A 21,869-nucleotide genomic window follows, 5' to 3' on the forward strand; every position below is an offset into this window, starting at 1 on the left:
CTATGTGCTTACCGCTACCAGGTCACACTCGGGACTTTCACCCGTTAGAATTCACCCATGCCGGGCAAACTAAAAAAGCAATCTTCATTTGTTGTGAAGATTGCTTAAAATTACATCTGTTCTTACTCTTCGGCATCCCCAACAGTAATTGATGCTTGTGGCATATTATGTTGGCCCTTTGCAGTCGTATGCGCAAACATCTCATACACGCCTTCTTCTTCAAACGTTACCTCAACCGTATAGCTTCCGTCTCCATTATTCGTCGTTTCGACGGTCTCGCTATTATCTTTGTCTCCTTTTTTCCAATATTCAAAGTTCATTTCTTCTGCATCTGTTACATCCTCTTCGCCATAAGTAACTATTGCTTTCAATTCAACTGTTTCCCCTACTTCAACTCGCTCAGGAATATCAACCTCTACTTCCAATGCAGTTAGTTCATCTGATTCATTCGAATGATCAGTGTGTTTTTTCTCCGCTTCTTTATCATTACTTGAACAAGCAGCTAATAAAAGAACCAATAAACTCAATACGATTAAACGTTTTATGTTCATTTCCTTTTCCTCCATTAATCTTAATGATGGGTAGTTCTATATTCAATCTAACATATTTACCTTCGTTCTATTAAGCAATTATTTGAAGGGTTTATGAATATTTTAGTGAACAATAATCGTCATACAATGTACAAATGACCTAGTTTTAACATGTTTATTTCAGGAAATAGTATTAGTGCGGGTGGACAGGCCCGTAAGAATAGAGGCACAAAAATTTCATCTAAGGAGGTTTTCAACATGCCAATGCTTAAAGAAGTAATGACAGATACTGTAATTGCTGCAGATGCAACAGATAGTCTTACGGAGACAGCAAAAGAAATGAAAAATAATGATATCGGTGATCTTCCTGTATTGGAAGGTAATAAACTTAAAGGCGTTGTAACCGACCGTGACATCGTCATTCGCGGATTGGCTGAAGGAAAAAATCCTGAAAACACGGAAGTTAGAGAAATCATGACTAGCAAGGTCATTAGTGCTTCACCTGACACAGATGTTCATGAAGGTGTTCAGCAAATGGAGAGTCATCAAGTAAAACGCTTATTCATCGTTGAAAATGATAACTTACAAGGCGTTGTCACAACAGGTGACTTAGCTAGAAATCCTCAAACGAAAGATATTGTTGATGAAGTACAGAGCGCAATAAAAGAAGAAAAATAAATAGTAGATGATAATGCCCACCTTCACAGAGAAGGTGGGCATTATTTATGAATCGAGCTCTGGATAAACTACAGAACCGTCTTCTTCGATAATTGGCATCGCTCCCCATCGACCTAATTCATGCTCAACAAGTTCGATTTCACTTTTGGAATTGTCGATGATATGAAACACCTTCCACCCATTCACTTGAAGCCAGTTACTAATCAGTAAGCGGTGACAACGTGATGGATGTCTTTCTGAACAGAAATAAACAACGTTTTGTTTCTTTGCTGCACGTTGAAGTTCATTAATCCCTTCTAAGAAATCTTCAGTTAATGTATAATCCGCATAGTTGTGAAAGGATTGATTGTTCCATCCATTATTCAATTCTTCCTGAAAAGCTCTTGATTTCGTTCGTCTCCCACCGAGAAGAGGAAAATGTTGATAAGCAATTGTAGATTCTGGTAGCCACTGTTCCATTCGTTCTTTCTTAAAATGAGGAAACTTCCGACTACCCGGGAAGGCTCTAACGTCTGCGACAAAATCGATATCCGCGTGAGAAAGCATTTTCAGAAAATATTCTTGGCTATGAACAGAGTGACCGACTGTATAGATATTCATTAACATACCCCTTTTCCGTAGCTCTTTATTTACTTAATTCCCTTCCCAAATGAGATTAATCGTCAATGATTTGAAACGGAAAGCTTTTGTAATTGAGCAATCTTCATTATAATGAATGAAGAACATTTTTGAGTAGTCAACATTGGAGGAATAGATAATGGCTTTTGTAATTACCGCCCCTTGCCAAGATGAAATGGCGGGTGAATGTGTCGAGGTTTGTCCTGTCGATTGCATTGAAAAAGGTCCAGATCAATATTATATCGATCCTGAAATCTGTATTAATTGTGGTGCATGTCTCTCTGTATGCCCGGTTAGTGCAATTGTGGAAGATTTTGATATGATGCCTGATGAAGAAAAATACTTGAAAGCAGCAGAAGAATTTTTTAAACGCAGCTAAAGATTGCCGGAGGAACAGCCGTGAATTTCTTAACAAATGTTAAAAATAGTATTCAATTACCCAATAAAGCAGCACTATTTCGTTTAAACCGAGTTAGTATGCGAGATACAATGGTTTATGCGTTGATTTTCACTTTTATTTTAGTACTCCCTGATATTTTCCATGCGTTCACATCATATAAGGAAGTGGACTATTTTGGAATGCCAAGAGAGTTGTATTTTATTCAGCTGATCATCCTTTACCCAGCAACGATTTTTCTATTCGTCGTCATTGGTTTATCGGTTTTGTCCGGAATCGCCGTCATCATACGAAACTTTTTACATAGAAAACTAGCCTATCAACAATTGTGGAAAATGACTGCGTTCGCCTTAACAATTCCAATGATCATTTACCTCATATTTCGTATTTTTCAAATTGAGGCGGTCTGGATTAATTCACTGCCTCTTCTCATTTACTTTTTCTTGATCACAAAAATGATCTTAGTATTTCCAAGGATGAAAGAATAAAATATATTTAATTGTAGCACTGACTCCGGTCGGTGCTTTTTTGTTGTTTAATTACATGGCTGTTTATGTCTGAAATCTACAACACCCTTTCTAATCCACTTTGAATGAGATGCCCTTCTCCTTAAATTCAACGATGAAATCAAGTAACATTTTCATTACATTTAGGCTGTTTTTGTAACAAAAGAAGCTATTTAAAATCTGTCAATATATAAATCTATGTAAATGTTTCCTGTTGTACTTCTATTAACCAATCAAGAAAATCTCACCAATTTGTCAACTCCTTGCTACATAAAGGTTATGCATTTTTCCATAGAATTGTCTATTAAACAGGAAATTTGTGCCACAAATATGACAGAAAAACGCATGCTATGATGATGTTGCAACAAAAAACAACCCAAAGGAGTGTAAAGCACACATGAAGAAAAAAATTAGTATTCTAGCGATTGCTTTAACTATTCTGTTTGGAGGAGTGTTTGCATCTTCTGCATCAGCAGCGGCGTCCGATCAGACACAAGTACAACAGAATTTCTCATATAAAGTCTTCTATTCTTTCAACGGGGGAGACTACTTCTCAAGTAATGATTGGTTGAAAAAATTCTTTAATAAAGCTGAATGGAACAACAAACAGGATCAAAAAGAACAAAAGCCATCTGACAATAAAGCTAATGAGCCAAAGCCAGAAAAACAGCCTGCTCCTGAGAAACCTAAAAAAGAAGTAGAAAAAGAGCAAGAGAAAGAAGCTGAAAAAGCTCCAGAAAAAGAGCAAGAGAAAGCACCTGAGAAAGAGGTTGAGAAAGAGCAACAAGTCGAAGAAACACCTGCTAAAGAAGAAGTTACGGAGCAAAAACAAGAGCAACCTGAACAAACAACTAATGAATTGAATCAGTTCGAACAACAAGTCGTTCAATTGACGAACGAAGAAAGAAGTAAACACGGTTTGCAACCATTGAAAATCGATACAGAATTGAGCAAAGTAGCTCGTGAAAAGTCTCGTGATATGGCGACAAATAATTATTTTTCACACAATAGCCCAACGTACGGTTCACCATTTGACATGATGAAACAATTTGGTGTTGACTATCGTACAGCTGGTGAAAATATCGCTAAAGGACAGCGTACGCCACAGCAAGTCGTCAATGCTTGGATGAACAGTGAAGGTCACCGTGCCAACATTTTAAATGGCAACTTCACGCATATCGGCGTTGGTTATGTAGAACAAGGCAATCACTGGACACAACAGTTTATCGGAAAATAATAGTAAAAAATGACCACCAATCATACAGATTTGGTGGTCATTTTTTTGATGAATATTAGCATCTAGGTTATTAATTTACTTTTAGCATACCTATTTTAACCGAAATCGTTGAATTTGTTTATTTAAGCTCTGAGCTTGGTTCTCCAATTCATTTGCAAAATGATTCACATTTTCAATAGTGCTGGCTTGCTCTTGAATCGAGGCATTGACCTCTTCCGTTCCAGCTGATGTTTCCTCTGCGACTGCAGCAACCTCTTGTGATTGTGCTGCCGTTGATTGGATGGCCTCCAACTGTTCATTAACTAATTCAGAAATGGCGTCAATCTCTGTAGCGACTTCTTCGACAGAATCGGCAACTTCTTCAATCGCTCGATTTGTTTTAACACCATTTTCAGACTCAACTCTTGCTGTCTCTACATTTTCATTGATTCGGACAACGACATTACTAACATCTTTTTGAATCGCTGCAATTAATTTTGAGATGTTTTTAACAGCTTCAGCACTTTGATCTGCGAGCTTACGGATTTCTTCAGCAACAACGGCAAAACCTTTACCGTGTTCCCCTGCTCTCGCCGCTTCAATCGACGCATTCAGTGCAAGTAAGTTCGTTTGTTCAGCAATATCGCCAACCATCGTAATGATTGTTTCTACTTGCTTCGTATTATCTTTTAGTCGATTGACATCCGTTAAAGACAGTTCTTGATTCTCCGTTAATTGCTGAATGCCGTCAACTAATTGATTAACGACCAATTTACCATTTTGCAGCGTATTTAACATCGAACGAGACTTGTTTCTTGATGTAGAAGCTTTCTCTTGAACATTTTCTGCAAGATTAGTAATCCGCTCAACCGATTCCACTGTTTGTTGGATTGCTTCTGCTGAACTTTCAGATCCACTGGCAATTTCATCAGTAGCTGAACGAATCGTATTAGAATAAGTCGCCAGTTCTTGTGAAATAGATTTCATCTTAATAACCGTATCATTCGTATGGTCAAAATGTGTATCAATATTAGTGACGGTATCTCTTAGATTTGTCAGCATCTGATCAAAGGCCTGCCCCAATGCTCTAATCTCATCATCTGACGAATGAATATCAATTTCTTGGTTTAGTTGTCCATCGGCAGCTTCTGAGGCTGCATGTTCCAATTTTTCAAGTGGCTTTGTAATGAATCGAGCAGCAAAGAAAGCCAGGATTCCTGACCAAATAACCCCAGCCAATAAGGTTAACGTTGTAAATATTTCCGTGGAAACTGCCCAATATTGAGTAACGTAATCATAGACTACGTAAAGGAACAAAGCGCTCATTGAATATGTAATAATTGCTAAAGCAGTTGTAAAAAACATTAATTTTTTACGAAGTCCAAACCGGTATTTCTTTTTCATGTACTCTCCCCCCGATTAATGAATTGGTTGATTAAAAGCTATGTATAAATAAATTCCGATCTTCATTGCTAGAATAATTCGATCGGAGTTGTTACCTTAGTCCTATAATTATATCGGAGCATTCTAAGTTTACTAAACAGTTATTTGGACAATTATTTGACAATAATACGTCCATCATACGTTCCTACTATGGGTTATATCGGTTGGATTTCAAGATTTTAAAGTAATATTAACTGAATGATAGATTGAGCCGGTTTCATTACTTTTCATTAATATAAAAAACCTCCTTAGACTATGTCCAAGAAGGTTTGTTATCTACCGCAATTATGAATTCAATTCTATACATTGCGATTCATTGGGTTTGGCACCCTATGACTCCGATTGGGCTCGAACCAACGACCTCCACCCTGTCAAGGTGGCGCTCTCCCAGCTGAGCTACGGAGTCGTTTGAGATATAAAGTTATTATCGACAATTACTAATATAATGTTTTATACTGAACTTGTCAATCTTTTTTTGGAGGTTTTATGATGATCGCCAGAATACTTACTTTTCTAACAATTGGCGGCCTATTATTGGCAGCTATTGCCGTAGCAGCACCTCAATATTTAACTAAATTTTGGATTGTTTCAGCGCTATTATTTTTGATTGGTATATCTATACTAGTCATTATCTATTTGAGAAGAGCAATATACTTAATCAAACAAATGAATGCTAAAGAGTGAATTGATTCAATTGTTTCATTTTTTTAGATATCACTTTCATTTCACACTCCCTTCGATTAAACTATAATTATTGTGAAAAGAGAGTCTTTGGGAGTGATTATGATGTCAAATCAATTCGTAACAGCAATTAATTGTATGGATGGTCGTGTACAAGAGCCGGTCATTCAATGGATGAAAGAAAAATACAATGCTACCTATGTTGATATGATTACAGAAGCAGGTCCGAACAAAACACTTCTTTATGGATCTGGTGAAGACAGAAAAAGAATTATGGATAAAGTAGATATTTCTTATCATAATCATGGCTCTAAAGTTCTCGCCATTGTTGGTCACCATGACTGTGCAGGCTATTCACTTGAAGATTCTACTAAAAAAGATAAGATCAAAACGAATGTACAAACATTTAGAAACTTAGATTATGAAATGGAAATCATCGGACTTTTTGTAAATGCAGACTTTGAAGTCGAAGTCGTAATAGATTAATTAAATGCCGTTCAAGTGAATTATAATGCTTGAGCGGTTTTTTGTTGCATAGTTTTGATCCATTTGGGGAACCTCGTTTGTATGGGGATTGGAGGATTACAAATGGTAGATGATCAACTAACCAAAGAAACAATTGAAATCAATAAAACAAAAATCTATTGTGAATACGCGATAAATGACCGACCACCGCTATTCTTAATTCATGGTTTTCTTGCCTCTACATATACATTTAACCGAGTGATACCGTTACTAGCTGAAGATTTTTCAATAGTAGCGTTCGATTTACCAGGGTTCGGCAGGAGTGAAAAATCGACTTCTTTTAATTACTCCTTTGAAGGCTATTCACAGTTAGTCAATGATTTAATGGATTACTTTCAAATGGATAAAGTTTTTATCGCAGGACATTCAATGGGTGGACAGGTTGCATTGTACACGGCGAAAAATTTTCCTGACCGTGTAAACAAGCTTGTGTTGTTAAATAGCTCTGGTTACTTAATGAAACCTGCACAAAAATATGTGACGGCTTCTTATCTTCCTTTCTTCCCATCATTTTTAATGCGTTATTTTAAACGAATAGGTGCTGAAAAAACTTTGCAGAATGTTTTATATGATCACTCGCTGATTAACCAAGAAATGATTGACGTATATGAAAAGCCTTTTTTAAAAAAAGATTTCTATCGTTCATTAGTGCGTATCATTAGGCAGCGAGAAGGCGATTTATCTACCGAACAGCTTAATTTAATTAATCATCCTACATTGTTGCTTTGGGGGAAGAATGATAAAATCACTCCCCTCCGCACAGGAAAGCGACTGGCGGAAGATTTAGCAAATGCAACCTTAAAAACATACAATCAAACTGGGCATCTGATCACAGATGAACGTCCGAATGAGATTGTCGATGAAATGAAGCATTTTTTACTTGAATAGTACTTCTTTAATCGCTCTCGGTTATCTGATCGGGCGGCTGCATCGCTTCGTCGGGTGGCTCGCCGCGTTAATCGGGCGGCTGGAGCTCTTTGTCGGGTGGCTCCACGCTCTCGGCGGGCGGCTGGAGCTCTTTGTCGGGCGGCTCCACGCTCTCGGCGGGCGGCTACATTGCAAAATCAGGTGTCCAGCAATCAAACTCCCTCTCCCTCTCATCGCCACACTTCCAATGCCGACACCAACAAAAAGCCCTGAACGAAGAATAACTCCTTCGTCCAGGGCTTTTATAGTTACATTTTATTTTGTCACATTTCCTTCTGCTGGAATCGGTTTTGCATTCAACATGCGAGCGAAATGGATCGTGTTATATGCCATTGTAGTAATTGCATTTTGAGTAAAATCGCTGTCTGTACCTGCTTTTATATAGGACGGACCTGGTCCTGCTTCGCCTACCCAATAGGCATCGGCGTTTGGTGGGATTGTAAATCCTAGATGGCTCAATCCATAAATGATGTCGTGTGAGGCATGCTTAGCGCCGTCCTCATTACCTGTAACGACTGCCCCTGCTACACGGTTATAAAATATTTCTTGTCCTTTGTCATTCGTTTGCCCACTGCTTCCGTTCAGTCGCTCTAAAGCCTTTTTGGCCAAGCTACTTTTTTCGCCTAACCAGACCGGTGAGCCAAGGATAAATATATCTGCATTGAGGATTTTTTGAAGGATTCCAGGCCATTCATCGCCCTCACCTAAATCATCTGAAATTCCAACAGGAACATTGTAATCGGCCAAACGTAACACTTCTACCTCTACGCCTTCTTTTTCATATACTCTTTTCGCTTCATCAAACAAAGCTTCCGTATTGGATTGTTCACCACTTTTTTTAAGTGAAGTGTTTAAAAATACACATTTTAAAGCCATAAAAAATACCTCCTATCTATAAAGCCTTTTCCCGTCAGATAGGAGGATTAAACGAATTTGGTTAGTGAACCATCTCTACTGCCATGACATGACGTTTCGTTCGCATGCACGCTTCTTTATTCACATCCGATTTCGGACAACCTTTACAATACTTACCGCTATTTGTTTCATAATTAAAACAGCATGTCCGACGAACTCGGACAGGTTCTTCTTTGCCTTCCACCTCAATTTTATTTGTATAAAACCGTTGTAATGGATTAAAGCTTGTCTGGAAAATATCGCCCTTCAACTGGAGTAGATAAGCAAAGTCATTCCATGCTTCCTTTTGTTCATATAAATTCAATTCGTCACTTTGCAATTTCGATTCATACAATTTATAAATATAAACAGCTGCATTTTCCCATAATAAAGGAGTTGGCACTTTTGCGACTTTATTGATCGCTTGAACATAATAGGATATTTCACGAATGCTTTCTTCCAAATATGCGTTACGGTCTGCTCGATTAGTCACTGTTGTTACTTCATCTGATTCGCTATACATATACGGCATCCATTTTTGTTTTTTCATCGCTGAAATGATAAATCGATTGCCGGTACTTAGATCCATCTTTTTATTAAAAACGGCAAGCGTATATAGTGCGGGAACGAGCAAAGTGTTTGTTAAACGCTTTATAAGTTGCGACCCTACAACCAATAACTGATCTGTTTGTAATATTTCATCCGTTTGCTTTAAATAATCATATAAAATGTTTTCATCTAATAATGATTGAATTGCCATAGGTTGATCAGTTAAGTTGTTTTGAAATAGTATTCGGAATGTTTGTTGTAGCTGATCTTTTTCATTTCTAGTTAGCGTCATTTCCATATCAATCATCCTTTTCGAATTAACCTATTCAAAGCACTCAAACATTCTTTACAACTGCATCTACTATTCATTATAGCTGAAATGATAATCATTCTCAACGAAAGTATATAATTGCTTAAAAACACCAAAAAAATACCACAGTATATTTACTGTGGCGTGACTCCCTCTATATCATTGTTTAATCGCTTCTATAGGCAAAACTTGTCTTTTCGTCACCATACAGGCAGCCTTATTAACGTCTGTCTTTGGACACCCTTGGCAATATTTTTGCTTAGTGTTTGTTTCATAATAAAAACAACATGTTCGTCTAACACGAATCGGCTGATCATTACCTTTTACATCAATTTTATTTGTATAAAAACGATGCAGTGGATTAAACCGTTCATCAAAGCATTGTGGATCAAGCTGTAACAAGTAAGCAAAATCATTCCATGCTTCTTTTTGCTCGAGCAACGTAAGATTTTCATCTTGTAACCGTGTCTCATATAACCAGTAAATATAAACTGCGACATTTTCCCATAATAACGGTCTGGGTACTTTTGCTACTCGATGGACAGCTGAAATAATCTTAGCGATTTCTTGAATTACTTGATTCAAATAAGATTCACGATCTGCCTTATGCTCAACAGTTGGTGCATCCCAACTTTTTTGATACAAATGTGGCATCCATAGGTCTTCTTTAATTCTCGAAACTAAATATAGATATTTCAATTGTACATTAAGTTTCTTTTGAGAAGTCGCCAATAAGAATAAAGCCGGAACAGTTAAAATGAATCCAAGCCGCTTAATAAACTGTGAGCCTAAAGCCAATAGCTGATTCGTTTGAAACTGTTCTTTCAAGTCCGGCAAATAGGATGATAAAAACTCTTCATCAAGCAACTGTTGAAATGAAACCGCAGAATCAGTTTCCTTCAAATCAAATAGAACCCGAAATTGGTTTTCAAATAGCTCTCGACTTTCAAGCGTCCATTTTTCTGGCATGGCTAGCATCCTTTTTCCGTCTTCCCCTACTGAATGGGATACACATTGGTGTTCCACTATGTGGGTCATTCATGATTTGACAGCGAAGACCAAAAACATTCGCCACTAACTCTGGTGTGACAATCGTGTCTGGGTCGCCTTGATGATAAATCGTTTTATTACTGATCGCTACAATATGGTCCGCATAACGACAAGCGAGATTAATATCATGCAATACCATGACAATTGTCCGGTTTTCTTCTTCATTCAAATCACTTAATAAATCCAAAATATCGATTTGGTGAGTCAAATCTAAATAAGTCGTCGGTTCATCGAGTAAAATAATATCTGTATCTTGCGCCAAGTTCATTGCAATCCAAGCCCGTTGACGTTGACCGCCGGAAAGTGAATCTACTTTTCTTTCGGATAAATCTTTTACTCCGGTCACTTCCATTGCCCGTTGCACCGCTTTTTCATCTTTCTCAGACCATTGGTTCAACCAACTCTGATACGGATATCTCCCCTGTTTAACAAGTTCAAGAACAGTCAAACCTTCCGGAGCGACAGGTGATTGAGGTAAAATTGATAGCTTCTGGGCAATTTTCTTCGTTGGCGTCCGAGCGATGTCAGCTCCATCTAAGACAACCGAGCCTTCTTTCGGCTTCAGCAAGCGTGCCAGCGAACGAAGCAATGTCGATTTTCCTGAGCCATTTCCTCCGATGAATACAGTAATTTTCCCTTTTGGAATCACCAAATCAAGCTCTTCAATGATGTCCTCTTCTCCATAGCCTAGTGTCAATGCGTTCGTACGAATGGCATCCATTCCAAATACTCCTTTCAGGTCAATCATTCTGAACCTTTATTGATTTCTACTCTTATATAACAAATAAATAAAATACGGAGCACCTATAGCAGATGTAAGCACACCTACCGGAACTTCAAGTGGTGCAAAAGCTGTCCGTGCAATCAAGTCCGCTGTGATGACAATACATCCACCGACTAAAGCAGATACTGGTATTAATGAGCCAAAGGAAGAACCTACTAACCGTCTAGCGATATGCGGTGCCATCAGGCCAACAAACCCGATGCCTCCTGCAAATGCGACTGCAATACCTGCTAACGAGGTACTAAGCGTAATCAACATGAAACGATCCCGTTGAATTAAACTACCTGCATTCGCTGCAAGATCCTCACCTAACTCCTGAACGTTTAATCGCCTTACATAAACAAATAAAATAGCCATCAAAAGAAAGAACCACGGGATAATTGTCCAAACTTCACTCCAATTAGCTCCATTGACACTTCCGGTAATCCATATATTTGCTCGTGAAGCTGTAAAGATCGGTCCTAAAATCATAATCATCGTTGTAAAGGCTTGTACTGCTGCTGAAACACCTATACCAATCAAAACTAACCGCATCGGTTTGATTCCGCCGTTTTTCCAAGCAAGGAAATAAACGAGAAAACCCGTAACAATGGCTCCTATAAATGAAGCAAGCGGTAACCATTGAATACTGACCGTCAGTGTATTGCTTCGGTCACTGAAAAAGGCTAAAAATCCGACTGTCGCGAACGCCGCTCCTCCCGTAATTCCGATAATATCCGGAGAGGCCAATGGATTACGGATCATTCCTTGTAATATCGCTCCTGATACGGCTAATCCAGCCCCTGCAAATAAGGCCATTAACACACGAGGCATACGAAACGATTGCACGACGAGGTTATTCATATCTGTACTAGAGTCAAATAGAGCTCTAACTACTTCTATTGGTGAAACGTTTAACTGTCCAATGCCTAAGCTTAAAATAATCAATACGATTGTTAAAAGAACCAAACCAACCACATAAGCGATGGACCGATAATTCATTAAAAATGAAATATTTCCAATTCGAAAAGGCACATATCTCTTCATTCGTTAATCCCCCTTCTTGCAATGTAAATAAAGAAGGGAACCCCGATGACTGCAGTCATGACACCTACCGGAACTTCTGCTGGCATAATGATATACCGTGCTCCAATATCGGCGATCAATAATAGTACTGCACCTAACATACCACTATAGGGAATAACCCATCGATAATCAATGCCAACCATCCATCTTGCGACATGTGGAATGACGATTCCAATAAAACCGATTGGTCCTGCAACTGCAACAGCTCCCCCTGCTAACAGAACAATTGTCAATGCGGCCAACACTTTGATTAACCATGTTTTTTGTCCTAAACCCTTAGCCAAATCTTCACCCATCGCAAGGACATTAATTTGCTTACCAATCAGTAAGGATGCAACCAAGCCAGTTAGTATATATGGAAAAACTGCAGTTAATATGTTCAAATCCCTTCCTTGCACAGAACCTGCAAGCCAAAATAACGCCTGATCTAATGATTGCTCATTTAATGTAAGCATCCCTTGTGTCAAAGATGAAAATAATGCCGCAATGGCTGCACCAGCCAATGTCATTTTAATCGGTGTCAAGCCATCTTTTCCTAATGTGCCCAATGAATAAACAATGATGACCGCTAATGTTGCTCCTAAAAAGGCCAACCATGTAAATGACATGAGTGATGTCATTCCGAAAGCGGTAATTCCAAGGACAACGAAGAAGCTGGCCCCAGCATTCACACCAAAGATACTTGGTGAAGCTAATGGGTTATTCGTGATCCCCTGCATAATGGCTCCAGCCATCGCTAAGCTTGCTCCGACTGCTGCAGCAATGAGCGAACGCGGGATTCGGGTATCTTGAATGATAATATGCTCATTCGATCCATCAAAACGAAGAAAAGAATCGATGACCATTTGCGTATCAATCTTTGTCAAACCCCAGATGACACTTCCCCACATAAAAAATAGTACAATAATTGAACCAATTCCTAGTCCAATCCATTTCCCTTTATTTTTTTCTATCATAATGAAGTTACCTTTCCACACTGAAACTCCGTAAGTACGGGCAAAAAGCACTAGCTTTCACCAGTCTAGATGAACGTGCCTAGCGTGTCAAAACAGAAAACGCTTATCAATTAGCTTTTACAAAAAAAGATAAATAAAATTTAATAATTTTGTTGACACTCTTATTATAAATGATTACGATTGTTATTGTAAATGATAATCATTCTCACCAAGGTGAATGGAGGAACAGAAAATGAAAAAAAGCATATTTTATTTAATTACTGGTTTACTCGTATTATTCTTAGCTGCTTGTGGCGGAGATGATTCGTCAGAAGAAAGTGGTAGCAATGAGAACGGTGACAACCAGACTGAAAGCGAATCAAGCAATACTTATGAAGTAGAGCATGCGATGGGCACAGCAACCATCGAAGAAAATCCGGAGAAAATCGTCGTATTGACAAATCACGGAACAGAAGCTTTACTCTCTTTAGGCATCACACCAACTGGCGCCGTCCAATCGTGGGTTGGCGATCCTTGGTATGAACATATTAGCGACGATATGCAAGGTGTTGAAGTCGTCGGTACGGAAAGCGACATTAATTTAGAAGCAATTGCTGCTCTTGAGCCTGACTTGATCTTAGCAAACAAAATGCGTCAAGAAGAACATTATGAAGCCCTTAACGCTATTGCACCAACGGTCATGGAAGAAACATTGCGAGGCGATTGGAAAGTAAACTTTGAATTGATTGCCGAAGCTGTCGGGATGCAAGACGAAGGCCAACAAGTACTTGATGATTACCAAAGCAAGGTTGAAGAACTTTCTGCAGATTTGGAAGACGCAGGTAAACTAGATACAAAAGTATCAATGGTACGCTTCATGCCACAAGATGTGCGTATTTATTATAAAGATTCATTCTCAGGAATTATCTTGGAGGAGATTGGATTAGATCGTCCAGAATCCCAAAAGAAAGATGAATTTGCAGCAAAAGGTGTTACAAAAGAACGAATCAATGAAATGGATGGTGACGTCATCTTTTACTTCACCTACCAAAAAGCTGAAGATGGTCAGCAAGTCCAAAGTGAGTGGACAGAAGATCCATTATGGCAAAACCTTGAAGCAGTTCAAGAAGGAAAAGCCTACGAAGTCAGTGATACAATCTGGAATACGGCTGGTGGCGTCATTGCAGCCAACATTATGCTCGATGACTTAAGAGAAAAGTTATTGAATGAAGGAGAATAATGCATAAGAAAAGTACCGGTGTTCATTTATAAGTAGTTCCGTTTCGGTGGAGAAAAGTTTAAATAACATACCATATGGGAGACCAAATCGCATAGCGATTCGGTCTCTTTAAAATGCTGTTATATCAATGCTTATGTTAAATTATCATATGAAATCGCATTGAAAATAGCATACTAAATAGCTAACTGACAATAGCTGTTGTCAATTGAATCTTTAGTATGCTAATTAGGGTTCTAATTGGAGTGTTATTTGGTGTGTAAACTTAGAATGAACAAAAGGCAGTTTTAGTGTTCAAAAGATAGCTGGCAACCTAAGTGAACGAATTGTTTTAAAGGTAAATGGAAATTTTATGTTAATATTAAAAATAGAAATTATGATAAATTGTACTTAAACTAACTGGTAATTTAGTGCAAGAGCTATGATTAACTGATATTTCAACAAACGGGCCATTTTGTTGAGAAAGGGGAACAGGATGAGTGTAATAAATATAATCGGCATAATTTTAGTAATAGTTCTGCTGGCATTGAGTTTGTTCAATGTTTCCTTAAGTAAAATAATTATAGTATTATTTATTAGTTCTCTTGGATTATTTGTTGTAAGAATGACTATTGAGAATAAGGATTTTTTAGATGCCTTTATAAATTCATTTGGTTTAATGACAATAATTTCGTTTGTCGTGGTTATCGTCAATTTTTATAAAAATCGTTCGTTTGAAAATAGCGAAAAGGAATAATGGGATTTCACCAACAGGGCGCGTTTGTGGAATAAAATGTGAAATGATGTACTTAAATTAAAGTGTGAATTAGTAATACAAGACAGTATAAAAGAGCAAACGCTTGGACATTAAAATGTTCAAGCGTTTTTGGTTGATATTTATACTGTTATTTTGATGTTAATTATAGTAATTTTTAGTGTGATAATCAGAATGTTTTTTCGCATTTTCTCCACAGTATCGGAACTACTTATGTTCATTTACCGGTACTTTTTCTTATTCCATTTGTATATGCGACCTAATTTCGGATATATGAGCCAAATACCTGGGATATGCTCCCTCGACCGCGACTTATGCTACCTTCTCTCTTGTTTATGCTCCCTTCATCGTATTTTATGGGACCGAGTCGAAAATATATGTACCCTGCTAACTTTTCAATGAAGAAACAGTCGATACTTTTTCATTCCATTTGTATATGAGACCTAATTTCGGATATATGAGCCGAATACCTGAGATATGCTCCCCCGATCGCAACTTATGCTACCTTCTTTATTGTTTGTGCTCCCTTCATCGAATTTTATGAGCTCAAAGCTAAAATATATGTACCCTGCTAACTTTTCAATGAAGAAACAGTCGATACTTTTTCATTCCATTTGTATATGCGCCCTAATTTCGGATATATGAGCCGAATACCTGAGATATGCTCCCCCGATCGCGACTTATGCTACCTTGTCTCTTGTTTATGCTCCCTTCATCGTATTTTATGAGCCCAAATCGAAAATATATGCGCCCCTTTTCAAGCCTTCCCACAAAGAAAAATGCCCGTGAGTGACCACTCACGGACATTTTCTTCATTATATTTAACTAACCCGTCTTCTTCTCTTTTTTCTCGGAGGATTTTTTCTTGGATGTGCTTTTTTCGGATGATTTCTTTGCCGTCGATTTCTTTTGTGTCGACTTTTTCTTTATTCCGGTCGATTTTTTCTTGTTTTTTTGCAAGGATTTTTCTAAAGCATCCATCAGATCAGTGACATTATCCTGCTTTTTCGGTTCTTTTGGAATGGTGACTTCTTCCCCGTCTTTTTTCTGTTCGATTAAGTCCTCTAAATTTTCACGGTACTCATCTTTATATTGTGTTGGATCGAATTCCGCTGTTAGTTGGTCGATAAGCAATTTTGCCGTATCGAGTTCTTTTTTACCGACATCCTCTTGCTCAGGTACATTCGGTACTTCTCCGACATTTCTCACTTCATCCGGATAATGAATCGTTTCCATGATTAATGTATTTTCGTAAACACGAACGACAGCAAGGTGTTCTTTTGAACGAATCGTGATTTTAGCCACTCCTATTTTCCCTGTGTCTTCCAAAGCTTTTCTTAATAACGAATACGCTTTTGCTCCTCCTGAGTTCGGAGAAAGATAATAGCTTCGATCAAAATAAATCGGGTCAATTTCTTCCAATTGAACAAAGTCCAAAATCTCAACCGATTTATCATCATTTTCCTCTTTTAACTCTTCTAATTCTTCATCGGTCAAAATGACGTACTTCCCTTTGGCATATTCAAACCCTTTAACAATTTCATCGTTTTCAACATCATCGCGTCCACATTCTGGGCATGTTTTTTTATAACGGATCGGAGTCTTACATTCTTTATGAAGTTGGCGTAATTTGATATCTTTATTTTCTGTCGCAGAATGCAACTTTACGGGTATATTCACAAGGCCAAAGCTAATGGATCCTTTCCACATCGTATGCATAAGGGGCTTCCCTCCTAGTCGAAATCAAAGTATTGGTCCTCTTTATATTCCCGAATTCATACGAATTTATTCATTGGATAATGGTGTAAAGAGTTCATTTCTGTGGTATCAATAACTACGAGGCTTGTGTACATAAGGATGGTGATGGTCATGTGGAAACCAATGCTAACCACATACAGCGAGGATGCGCCAATTGGCGACCAGTGGCGCTATGAAGTGAAATACGACGGTTTTCGCTGTGGTTTGGAATGGAAAGCAAGTAGAGTTACCTTATGGTCCAGAAATGGAAAAGAATTAAATGATCAATTTCCTGAAATCATCAAAGCCTGTGAAGAAAACCAAGACGCCTTCGAAAATGACCTTCCTTTATTGCTCGATTGCGAATTAGTGATTCCCGTCACGAATTTGCGTACCAATTTTTCTGAGTTGCAAACGCGAGGTCGAATGAAATCAACGGAGGCCATAGCAAAAAAAGCGGCGGAACGGCCTGCCAAGCTTTATGTGTTTGATTTACTGAAACATACCGGAAAATCATTAAAGAAAAAAACGTACCAAGACAGGCGCAATCAGCTAGAGAAGCTATTCAAAAAGAACCCGACCAAAAGGTTAAATCTGGTAACCCAATACAAAGATTTAACCAGCATCGAAGAAGATGTATTTTTGCATCAAGCTGAAGGCATTTTAGCCAAGAAAGTTGATTCAACCTATCAAGAAAATACACGCTCAAAACAATGGTTAAAAATCAAAAACTGGCGGCAGGTTCAAGGCATCGTTACGGGATGGAATCAAGCGAACGATTATTACGACCTTAGCGTTTATGACAAGCAAGAACTTGTTCCACTCGGTAAGGTAAAAAACGGTTTTCCAGACGACGACCGACAGACGTTGAATCAATTCATCCGAGAAAATGGACAAAAACTGAACCAATCCACTTGGCAAATCCCTGAAGGCGTTTGCATTGAAGTAAACTGTTTGAATGCACGCAATGGAGAAATTCGCGAACCGTTATTTAATCAGTTTCGATTTGATTTAGTTCCAAAAGAGTGTACGTGGGACCGCGTTCAAGAACAACTCGCCCAACTTCCGGAAGACATTGACTACTCAAATTTGGATAAACAACTGTTTTCCAAAGCAAGGAAAGTGGATTTATTGATCCATTTACGAAAAGTTGCACCATTGATGCTCCCCCATTTGTACAATAAAAAATTAACGGTCATTCGCTTTCCAGACGGAATTTATGAAGAGTCGTTTTACCAAAAACATGTCCCAGAATACGCGCCTGGATATTTCCAAGGAAATGAACATCTTGTCTGCAATGATTTAAAGAGTCTGATCTGGTTAGGCAATCATGCGGCATTGGAGTTTCATGTCCCTTTCAATCGGTTAGATGAAAAAAATCCGAGGGAAATGGTATTTGACATCGACCCACCAAATCAAAGCAAGTTCCCAGTTGCCGTAAAAGCCGCCCAACTGATCAAAGAATTATGCGATTATAAAGAGTTGGTCTCCATCGCTAAGACTTCTGGACGAAAAGGATTACAAATCCATATTCCAACGGACGGAGCATGGACGTATGACGAAACGAGAGAGTTCATGGAAACAGTAGCTAAAGTACTTGTACAAAAATATCCCGATTTATTTACGATTGAACGAATGAAAAAAAATAGAGGCGAACGCGTTTATATTGATTTCTTACAACATGCTGAAGGAAAAACAATCATCGCTCCTTACTCCCCTCGTGGACAAGGAAATGCAACGGTAGCCACTCCATTATTTTGGGAGGAAGTGAATGAAGATTTAGATCCGAATGATTACACGGTTTTTAACGTAGCTGAGCGGCTGCGTAAAAAAGGATGCCCTTTTCAATATGGTCAACAGTGAGGAATACTTTTCACTGGGAAGGGTATTTGTTGTTTATGAGGAGTGATAAACAATGCCTTACATCCAAATTAATGACCTCGATATTGAAGCCGCACCTTTTCAGGACTTAGCGCAAGCAAGACAGTTTTGTACAGAGGAACAAATCGTCGTGAAACATGAAGATACCTTTTATGTCGTGAACGAGACATTTGAAGAAGATCTAATCACTTATGGATATGAAAAAGTCTAATGCAATCATCACCGGTTGAGAAATTTCCGGTGGTGATTTTTTAGATTTGGCTCATATATGTTTGAATGGGTCTCATATTTCTGTTCAGCAGGTTCCTATTTTTGAAATTCATGCCTTTATATTTTTCTCATGGGAACATATCAGCCTAATTAGGCAAACACACGAGCAGGGTACATATGATCGCTATTAAGCGATATGACCTTGTCTCAGAAGAGGACTTTAATCAACGGTTATCGAAATAATGATTGTCGAGCAGCATGTCATGAACATATTAAGGTAACTTATCGCATCATTACAACGGGTTATGCAAGTGATCAACTACATAAATATTCAATCGACTATACTTTAATTACCGGGAGGAGGAACATTGTTGAAAGTAAAAATTGATCTGGATGAAAACCATCATGAAACGACCATCACGATTCATGCGAAGGAGTGGTCTAAAGAATTGGAACTCTTAGTTGAAAAATTAAAAGAACAAACAACCGGTAAATTGATTGGTACGGAAAATGACAAATCAATCTTACTCCATCCAAATGAAATCGACTTCATCTATGCACAGGAACGAAAAGTATTTGCTGCCGTGAACAAAAGATCCATAGAGATTAACATGAAGCTTTATGAGGTGGAAGAATTGTTGGAGACTTATCACTTTACCCGCTTCTCAAAGTCAGTCATTGGAAACCTGCAACAAATAGATTCATTCGAGTTAAGTTTTAACGGAAACCTTTGTGTCTTTTTCCGTTCGGGTAACAAGGAGTATGTTTCACGGAAATACGTCATGAATGTAAAAGAAAAGCTTATACTAGGAGGTGGTTCGAAATGATGGCTGAAGCATTCAAAAGAAGTCTTGGCGGCATGGCGTTCGCAGCGTTAATCACGTTTATTTTCATTACAGTACTCTTAATTACAGAAACTGAATCAACTATTTTGGACATATGGAAAGGAATGTTCGGTTCTTTAATTATGGGGATTTACTTTGGCTCAGCGTCGTTGATTTTTGACAATGAAAAATGGAGCCCATTAAAACAGACAATCATTCATTTTTTCTTGTCCGTGACCGTTTGGCTTCCTCTTGCACTCCTTCTTGGTTGGGTACCTGTTGGAATCATTCCAATCGTGATGGGTTTAGTTGGTTTTGTATTTATTTACACAGTATTTTGGTTTGTTTTGCGGAGTTACTTTTCAAAAGTCGAAAAGGATTTAAATGAGCATCTCAAAAAAACGTAAAAAAATGGCTGGCAACCCATGAAGGGAGCCAGCCGCCTATTATCGATTTCTCATTTGTTTAAACAGCTGATGACTAAACACAGCAGCACCAGCAATCAAGATCGATTGGATGGTTGATTCAAACGAGAGACCTAGCATCACACCGGTTAACAGGAAACTCAGACCAAGCAATGTGATTGGGATAAAGCGTGTTGGTAGATTCGTTGATATTTTTAAAATCCGACCGATGATGATCAATACGGGAATCAAAATATAAGCTTCTTCCATAATAAAATCCAACATAGCCAATGTTATTCCCCCTTTACTTGCGAAGGATATCGATGAACGCTTCGTACCCTGCCTTCTTGAGCTGTTCGATTCTTTTCTCAGCATTCTCCCTTTTATGAAAGGAACCTGTGACAACACGATATAATGTCGTTCCTTTATCCGTCGGTTCCTGGGATGCTTGTCTATAAGGAACGCCTTCTTCTGCACAGATCGCTTGAACGACGCATTCGTAAAGACCTTCGCGATAGTTCTTGTCTTTTAATCTATGCAGGTTTGGTCCATCTAAGAAGCCATATTCTACAATTGTTACTCTGGCACTACCTGTTTCGCGGTTCATATAATAATAGTCTCGCTTACGATTACCTGGATACGTTTTGGTGAAAATTCGTCTAAAAGGATACCCTGCTTCTTCAAATTTCTGCCGTAGATTTTTTTCGAAAGACCCATCCGCATAAATGCTGTGAATCAATTCCGCACCGGAACCACCGCCAGCATTAAAGTGATGTGATATTGCTTTTTCATATTTTGATACGGCAGCGGTGCGTTCATCCCTTGAAAGATTTCGATCTGATTTTCTGGTCACAGTACTCGAAACACCTAATTCATTCAGTCTCTGATTGACATATAGAGCTGCCTCAAGTGACCATTCTTTTTCCGCTACACCATCATGGAAGGCTCCAGTATCACTTCCACCATGGCCAGCGTCTTGAATCCATTTAGTCATATCATCCCTCCTTCATTAATAGATTATGAAAATACATGAAATCTGCTTGAGTATCTGTTTATAGAATCGTATATTTGTCGAAAAATGGGTGGAAAGATCGTTTAAAATAGGCGATTAGAGTTGTTTGATTATGCGAAATTTGAAAAGAAATATTTATTTCAACCTATTATCAATTTGTTTTACAGCTAAATAAAGAACATAAAAAAAGGCCTCTTTTAGAGGCTTTTTTTATGTATTGTAATTTAATGTTGCTAAATTAGTTCTAAAACAATTTCAGATAATCTGTGCCTGATAACTAATTGTGTTTTTCTAGCTTTTTCATTTAGTTCCTCAATATCTTCTGTTTGTTTTTCCCAAGATAACTTTGTTTCATTTTCTAAGTTTTTTACTTCACTTTCTAACCATGAATGGTATTTGTCATAGGTTTGTACAGCCTTTTCTTCACTCTGAAATTCTCCAGGACATTTAAAATGAAGATTTACAAGCTCCTGTTGAAATTCCCTTTCACCCTGTTCAACGATCTTTTGTTTAAAGACCTGAATAATCTCTTTTATGAAATCATCATCAAAGCCTACTTCGTTCATTTTATTCTCTAAATTATTCAGTGTAATGTTATTTAAATTTTTGTTATCCATCCATAGAGTATCTTTCACAATTTTTACTACCTTATCGTTCACTATGTACACCGCCTATTATTGAACTTCCTTTTATTAATATAGC

Annotated in this window: 26 protein-coding genes and 1 tRNA gene; 13 read left to right on the top strand and 14 right to left on the bottom strand. The window is 38.1% G+C overall.

All coding sequences use genetic code 11. The features are described from left to right. Positions 1-122: 122 nt before the first annotated feature. Positions 123-551, bottom strand: a complete 429-nt coding sequence (locus tag FPQ13_RS06545; protein ID WP_144088536.1) for a FixH family protein — start codon at positions 549-551, stop codon at positions 123-125. A 237-nt stretch (positions 552-788) separates the two neighbouring features. On the opposite strand from FPQ13_RS06545, the gene FPQ13_RS06550 reads away from it, so the two are divergent. Continuing rightward, the gene (locus tag FPQ13_RS06550; protein WP_186279581.1) at positions 789-1,208 is read left to right on the top strand and encodes a CBS domain-containing protein; all 420 of its coding nucleotides are present in this window, start codon (positions 789-791) and stop codon (positions 1,206-1,208) included. Between the two features lie 45 nt (positions 1,209-1,253). Here the strand turns inward: FPQ13_RS06550 and FPQ13_RS06555 are convergent, their stop codons facing one another. Next, a complete protein-coding gene (locus FPQ13_RS06555; RefSeq protein ID WP_144088538.1) occupies positions 1,254-1,808 on the bottom strand; it encodes a DUF488 domain-containing protein in 555 nt (184 codons plus the stop codon). A 157-nt stretch (positions 1,809-1,965) separates the two neighbouring features. On the opposite strand from FPQ13_RS06555, the gene FPQ13_RS06560 reads away from it, so the two are divergent. The 3 genes from FPQ13_RS06560 (at position 1,966) to FPQ13_RS06570 (ending at position 3,966) form a co-directional block, all read left to right on the top strand. Beyond that, complete coding sequence (locus FPQ13_RS06560) at positions 1,966-2,205, top strand: DUF362 domain-containing protein (protein WP_144088539.1); 240 nt, start codon at positions 1,966-1,968, stop codon at positions 2,203-2,205. A gap of 20 nt (positions 2,206-2,225) precedes the next feature. After that, a complete protein-coding gene (locus tag FPQ13_RS06565) occupies positions 2,226-2,711 on the top strand; it encodes a DUF1189 family protein (RefSeq protein ID WP_144088540.1) in 486 nt (161 codons plus the stop codon). Positions 2,712-3,126: 415 nt separating this feature from the next. Continuing rightward, complete coding sequence (locus FPQ13_RS06570) at positions 3,127-3,966, top strand: CAP domain-containing protein (protein ID WP_144088541.1); 840 nt, start codon at positions 3,127-3,129, stop codon at positions 3,964-3,966. A 90-nt stretch (positions 3,967-4,056) separates the two neighbouring features. Here the strand turns inward: FPQ13_RS06570 and FPQ13_RS06575 are convergent, their stop codons facing one another. Further along, complete coding sequence (locus tag FPQ13_RS06575) at positions 4,057-5,349, bottom strand: methyl-accepting chemotaxis protein (RefSeq protein ID WP_144088542.1); 1,293 nt, start codon at positions 5,347-5,349, stop codon at positions 4,057-4,059. A gap of 372 nt (positions 5,350-5,721) precedes the next feature. After that, a tRNA-Val gene (locus FPQ13_RS06580) sits at positions 5,722-5,794 on the bottom strand. Positions 5,795-5,877: 83 nt separating this feature from the next. On the opposite strand from FPQ13_RS06580, the gene FPQ13_RS06585 reads away from it, so the two are divergent. The 3 genes from FPQ13_RS06585 (at position 5,878) to FPQ13_RS06595 (ending at position 7,482) form a co-directional block, all read left to right on the top strand. Further along, a complete protein-coding gene (locus tag FPQ13_RS06585; protein ID WP_144088543.1) occupies positions 5,878-6,072 on the top strand; it encodes a hypothetical protein in 195 nt (64 codons plus the stop codon). A 102-nt stretch (positions 6,073-6,174) separates the two neighbouring features. Continuing rightward, positions 6,175-6,555: a carbonic anhydrase gene (locus FPQ13_RS06590; protein WP_246065402.1), complete on the top strand. Its 381-nt coding sequence runs from the start codon at positions 6,175-6,177 to the stop codon at positions 6,553-6,555. Positions 6,556-6,657: 102 nt separating this feature from the next. Then, complete coding sequence (locus FPQ13_RS06595) at positions 6,658-7,482, top strand: alpha/beta fold hydrolase (protein WP_144088544.1); 825 nt, start codon at positions 6,658-6,660, stop codon at positions 7,480-7,482. Between the two features lie 294 nt (positions 7,483-7,776). On the opposite strand, the gene FPQ13_RS06600 is transcribed toward FPQ13_RS06595, so the two are convergent. The 6 genes from FPQ13_RS06600 to FPQ13_RS06625 form a co-directional block, all read right to left on the bottom strand. Beyond that, on the bottom strand, positions 7,777-8,397 hold the full coding sequence (locus tag FPQ13_RS06600; protein WP_144088545.1) for a flavodoxin family protein: 621 nt from the start codon (positions 8,395-8,397) through the stop codon (positions 7,777-7,779). Positions 8,398-8,458: 61 nt separating this feature from the next. Next, positions 8,459-9,262, bottom strand: coding sequence for a (2Fe-2S)-binding protein (locus tag FPQ13_RS06605; protein WP_144088546.1), 804 nt, complete (start codon positions 9,260-9,262; stop codon positions 8,459-8,461). A 171-nt stretch (positions 9,263-9,433) separates the two neighbouring features. Further along, complete coding sequence (locus tag FPQ13_RS06610; RefSeq protein ID WP_186279582.1) at positions 9,434-10,243, bottom strand: hypothetical protein; 810 nt, start codon at positions 10,241-10,243, stop codon at positions 9,434-9,436. Next, positions 10,221-11,045, bottom strand: a complete 825-nt coding sequence (locus tag FPQ13_RS06615; protein WP_144088548.1) for an ABC transporter ATP-binding protein — start codon at positions 11,043-11,045, stop codon at positions 10,221-10,223. The genes FPQ13_RS06610 and FPQ13_RS06615 overlap by 23 nt, the downstream gene beginning before the upstream one ends. 36 nt (positions 11,046-11,081) lie before the next feature. Beyond that, on the bottom strand, positions 11,082-12,134 hold the full coding sequence (locus FPQ13_RS06620) for a FecCD family ABC transporter permease (RefSeq protein WP_144088549.1): 1,053 nt from the start codon (positions 12,132-12,134) through the stop codon (positions 11,082-11,084). Continuing rightward, positions 12,131-13,132 carry a FecCD family ABC transporter permease gene (locus FPQ13_RS06625; RefSeq protein ID WP_144088626.1) on the bottom strand — a complete coding sequence of 334 codons (1,002 nt, stop codon included), beginning with the start codon at positions 13,130-13,132 and terminating at the stop codon, positions 12,131-12,133. Before FPQ13_RS06625 ends, FPQ13_RS06620 begins: the two co-directional genes overlap by 4 nt. Before the next feature lie 229 nt (positions 13,133-13,361). Here FPQ13_RS06625 and FPQ13_RS06630 point away from each other — a divergent pair, with 229 nt between their 5' ends. Further along, positions 13,362-14,348, top strand: coding sequence for an ABC transporter substrate-binding protein (locus tag FPQ13_RS06630; protein ID WP_144088550.1), 987 nt, complete (start codon positions 13,362-13,364; stop codon positions 14,346-14,348). A 472-nt stretch (positions 14,349-14,820) separates the two neighbouring features. Further along, the gene (locus FPQ13_RS06635; protein WP_144088551.1) at positions 14,821-15,081 is read left to right on the top strand and encodes a hypothetical protein; all 261 of its coding nucleotides are present in this window, start codon (positions 14,821-14,823) and stop codon (positions 15,079-15,081) included. 843 nt (positions 15,082-15,924) lie between these two features. Here the strand turns inward: FPQ13_RS06635 and ku are convergent. Continuing rightward, positions 15,925-16,818 (bottom strand): non-homologous end joining protein Ku, encoded by an 894-nt coding sequence (gene ku, locus FPQ13_RS06640; protein ID WP_144088552.1) that lies wholly within the window; start codon positions 16,816-16,818, stop codon positions 15,925-15,927. Positions 16,819-16,968: 150 nt separating this feature from the next. On the opposite strand from ku, the gene ligD reads away from it, so the two are divergent. The 4 genes from ligD (at position 16,969) to FPQ13_RS06655 (ending at position 20,158) form a co-directional block, all read left to right on the top strand. Continuing rightward, the gene (gene ligD / locus FPQ13_RS06645; protein WP_186279583.1) at positions 16,969-18,699 is read left to right on the top strand and encodes a DNA ligase D; all 1,731 of its coding nucleotides are present in this window, start codon (positions 16,969-16,971) and stop codon (positions 18,697-18,699) included. 52 nt (positions 18,700-18,751) lie between these two features. Next, positions 18,752-18,928: a hypothetical protein gene (locus tag FPQ13_RS13440; protein WP_186279584.1), complete on the top strand. Its 177-nt coding sequence runs from the start codon at positions 18,752-18,754 to the stop codon at positions 18,926-18,928. 370 nt (positions 18,929-19,298) lie between these two features. Further along, a complete protein-coding gene (locus FPQ13_RS06650; protein WP_144088554.1) occupies positions 19,299-19,754 on the top strand; it encodes a LytTR family DNA-binding domain-containing protein in 456 nt (151 codons plus the stop codon). Beyond that, positions 19,754-20,158: a DUF3021 domain-containing protein gene (locus tag FPQ13_RS06655; RefSeq protein ID WP_186278514.1), complete on the top strand. Its 405-nt coding sequence runs from the start codon at positions 19,754-19,756 to the stop codon at positions 20,156-20,158. The genes FPQ13_RS06650 and FPQ13_RS06655 overlap by 1 nt, the downstream gene beginning before the upstream one ends. A gap of 39 nt (positions 20,159-20,197) precedes the next feature. Here FPQ13_RS06655 and FPQ13_RS06660 read toward each other — a convergent pair whose 3' ends face one another. The 3 genes from FPQ13_RS06660 to FPQ13_RS06670 form a co-directional block, all read right to left on the bottom strand. Beyond that, positions 20,198-20,440, bottom strand: coding sequence for a phage holin family protein (locus FPQ13_RS06660; protein WP_246065413.1), 243 nt, complete (start codon positions 20,438-20,440; stop codon positions 20,198-20,200). 19 nt (positions 20,441-20,459) lie between these two features. Beyond that, on the bottom strand, positions 20,460-21,149 hold the full coding sequence (locus FPQ13_RS06665; protein WP_144088557.1) for an N-acetylmuramoyl-L-alanine amidase: 690 nt from the start codon (positions 21,147-21,149) through the stop codon (positions 20,460-20,462). A 251-nt stretch (positions 21,150-21,400) separates the two neighbouring features. Next, a complete protein-coding gene (locus tag FPQ13_RS06670; protein ID WP_144088558.1) occupies positions 21,401-21,826 on the bottom strand; it encodes a hypothetical protein in 426 nt (141 codons plus the stop codon). Positions 21,827-21,869 lie beyond the last annotated feature (43 nt).

This window comes from Allobacillus salarius, assembly GCF_007559425.1.
Lineage (GTDB): Bacteria > Bacillota > Bacilli > Bacillales > Alkalibacillaceae > Allobacillus > Allobacillus salarius.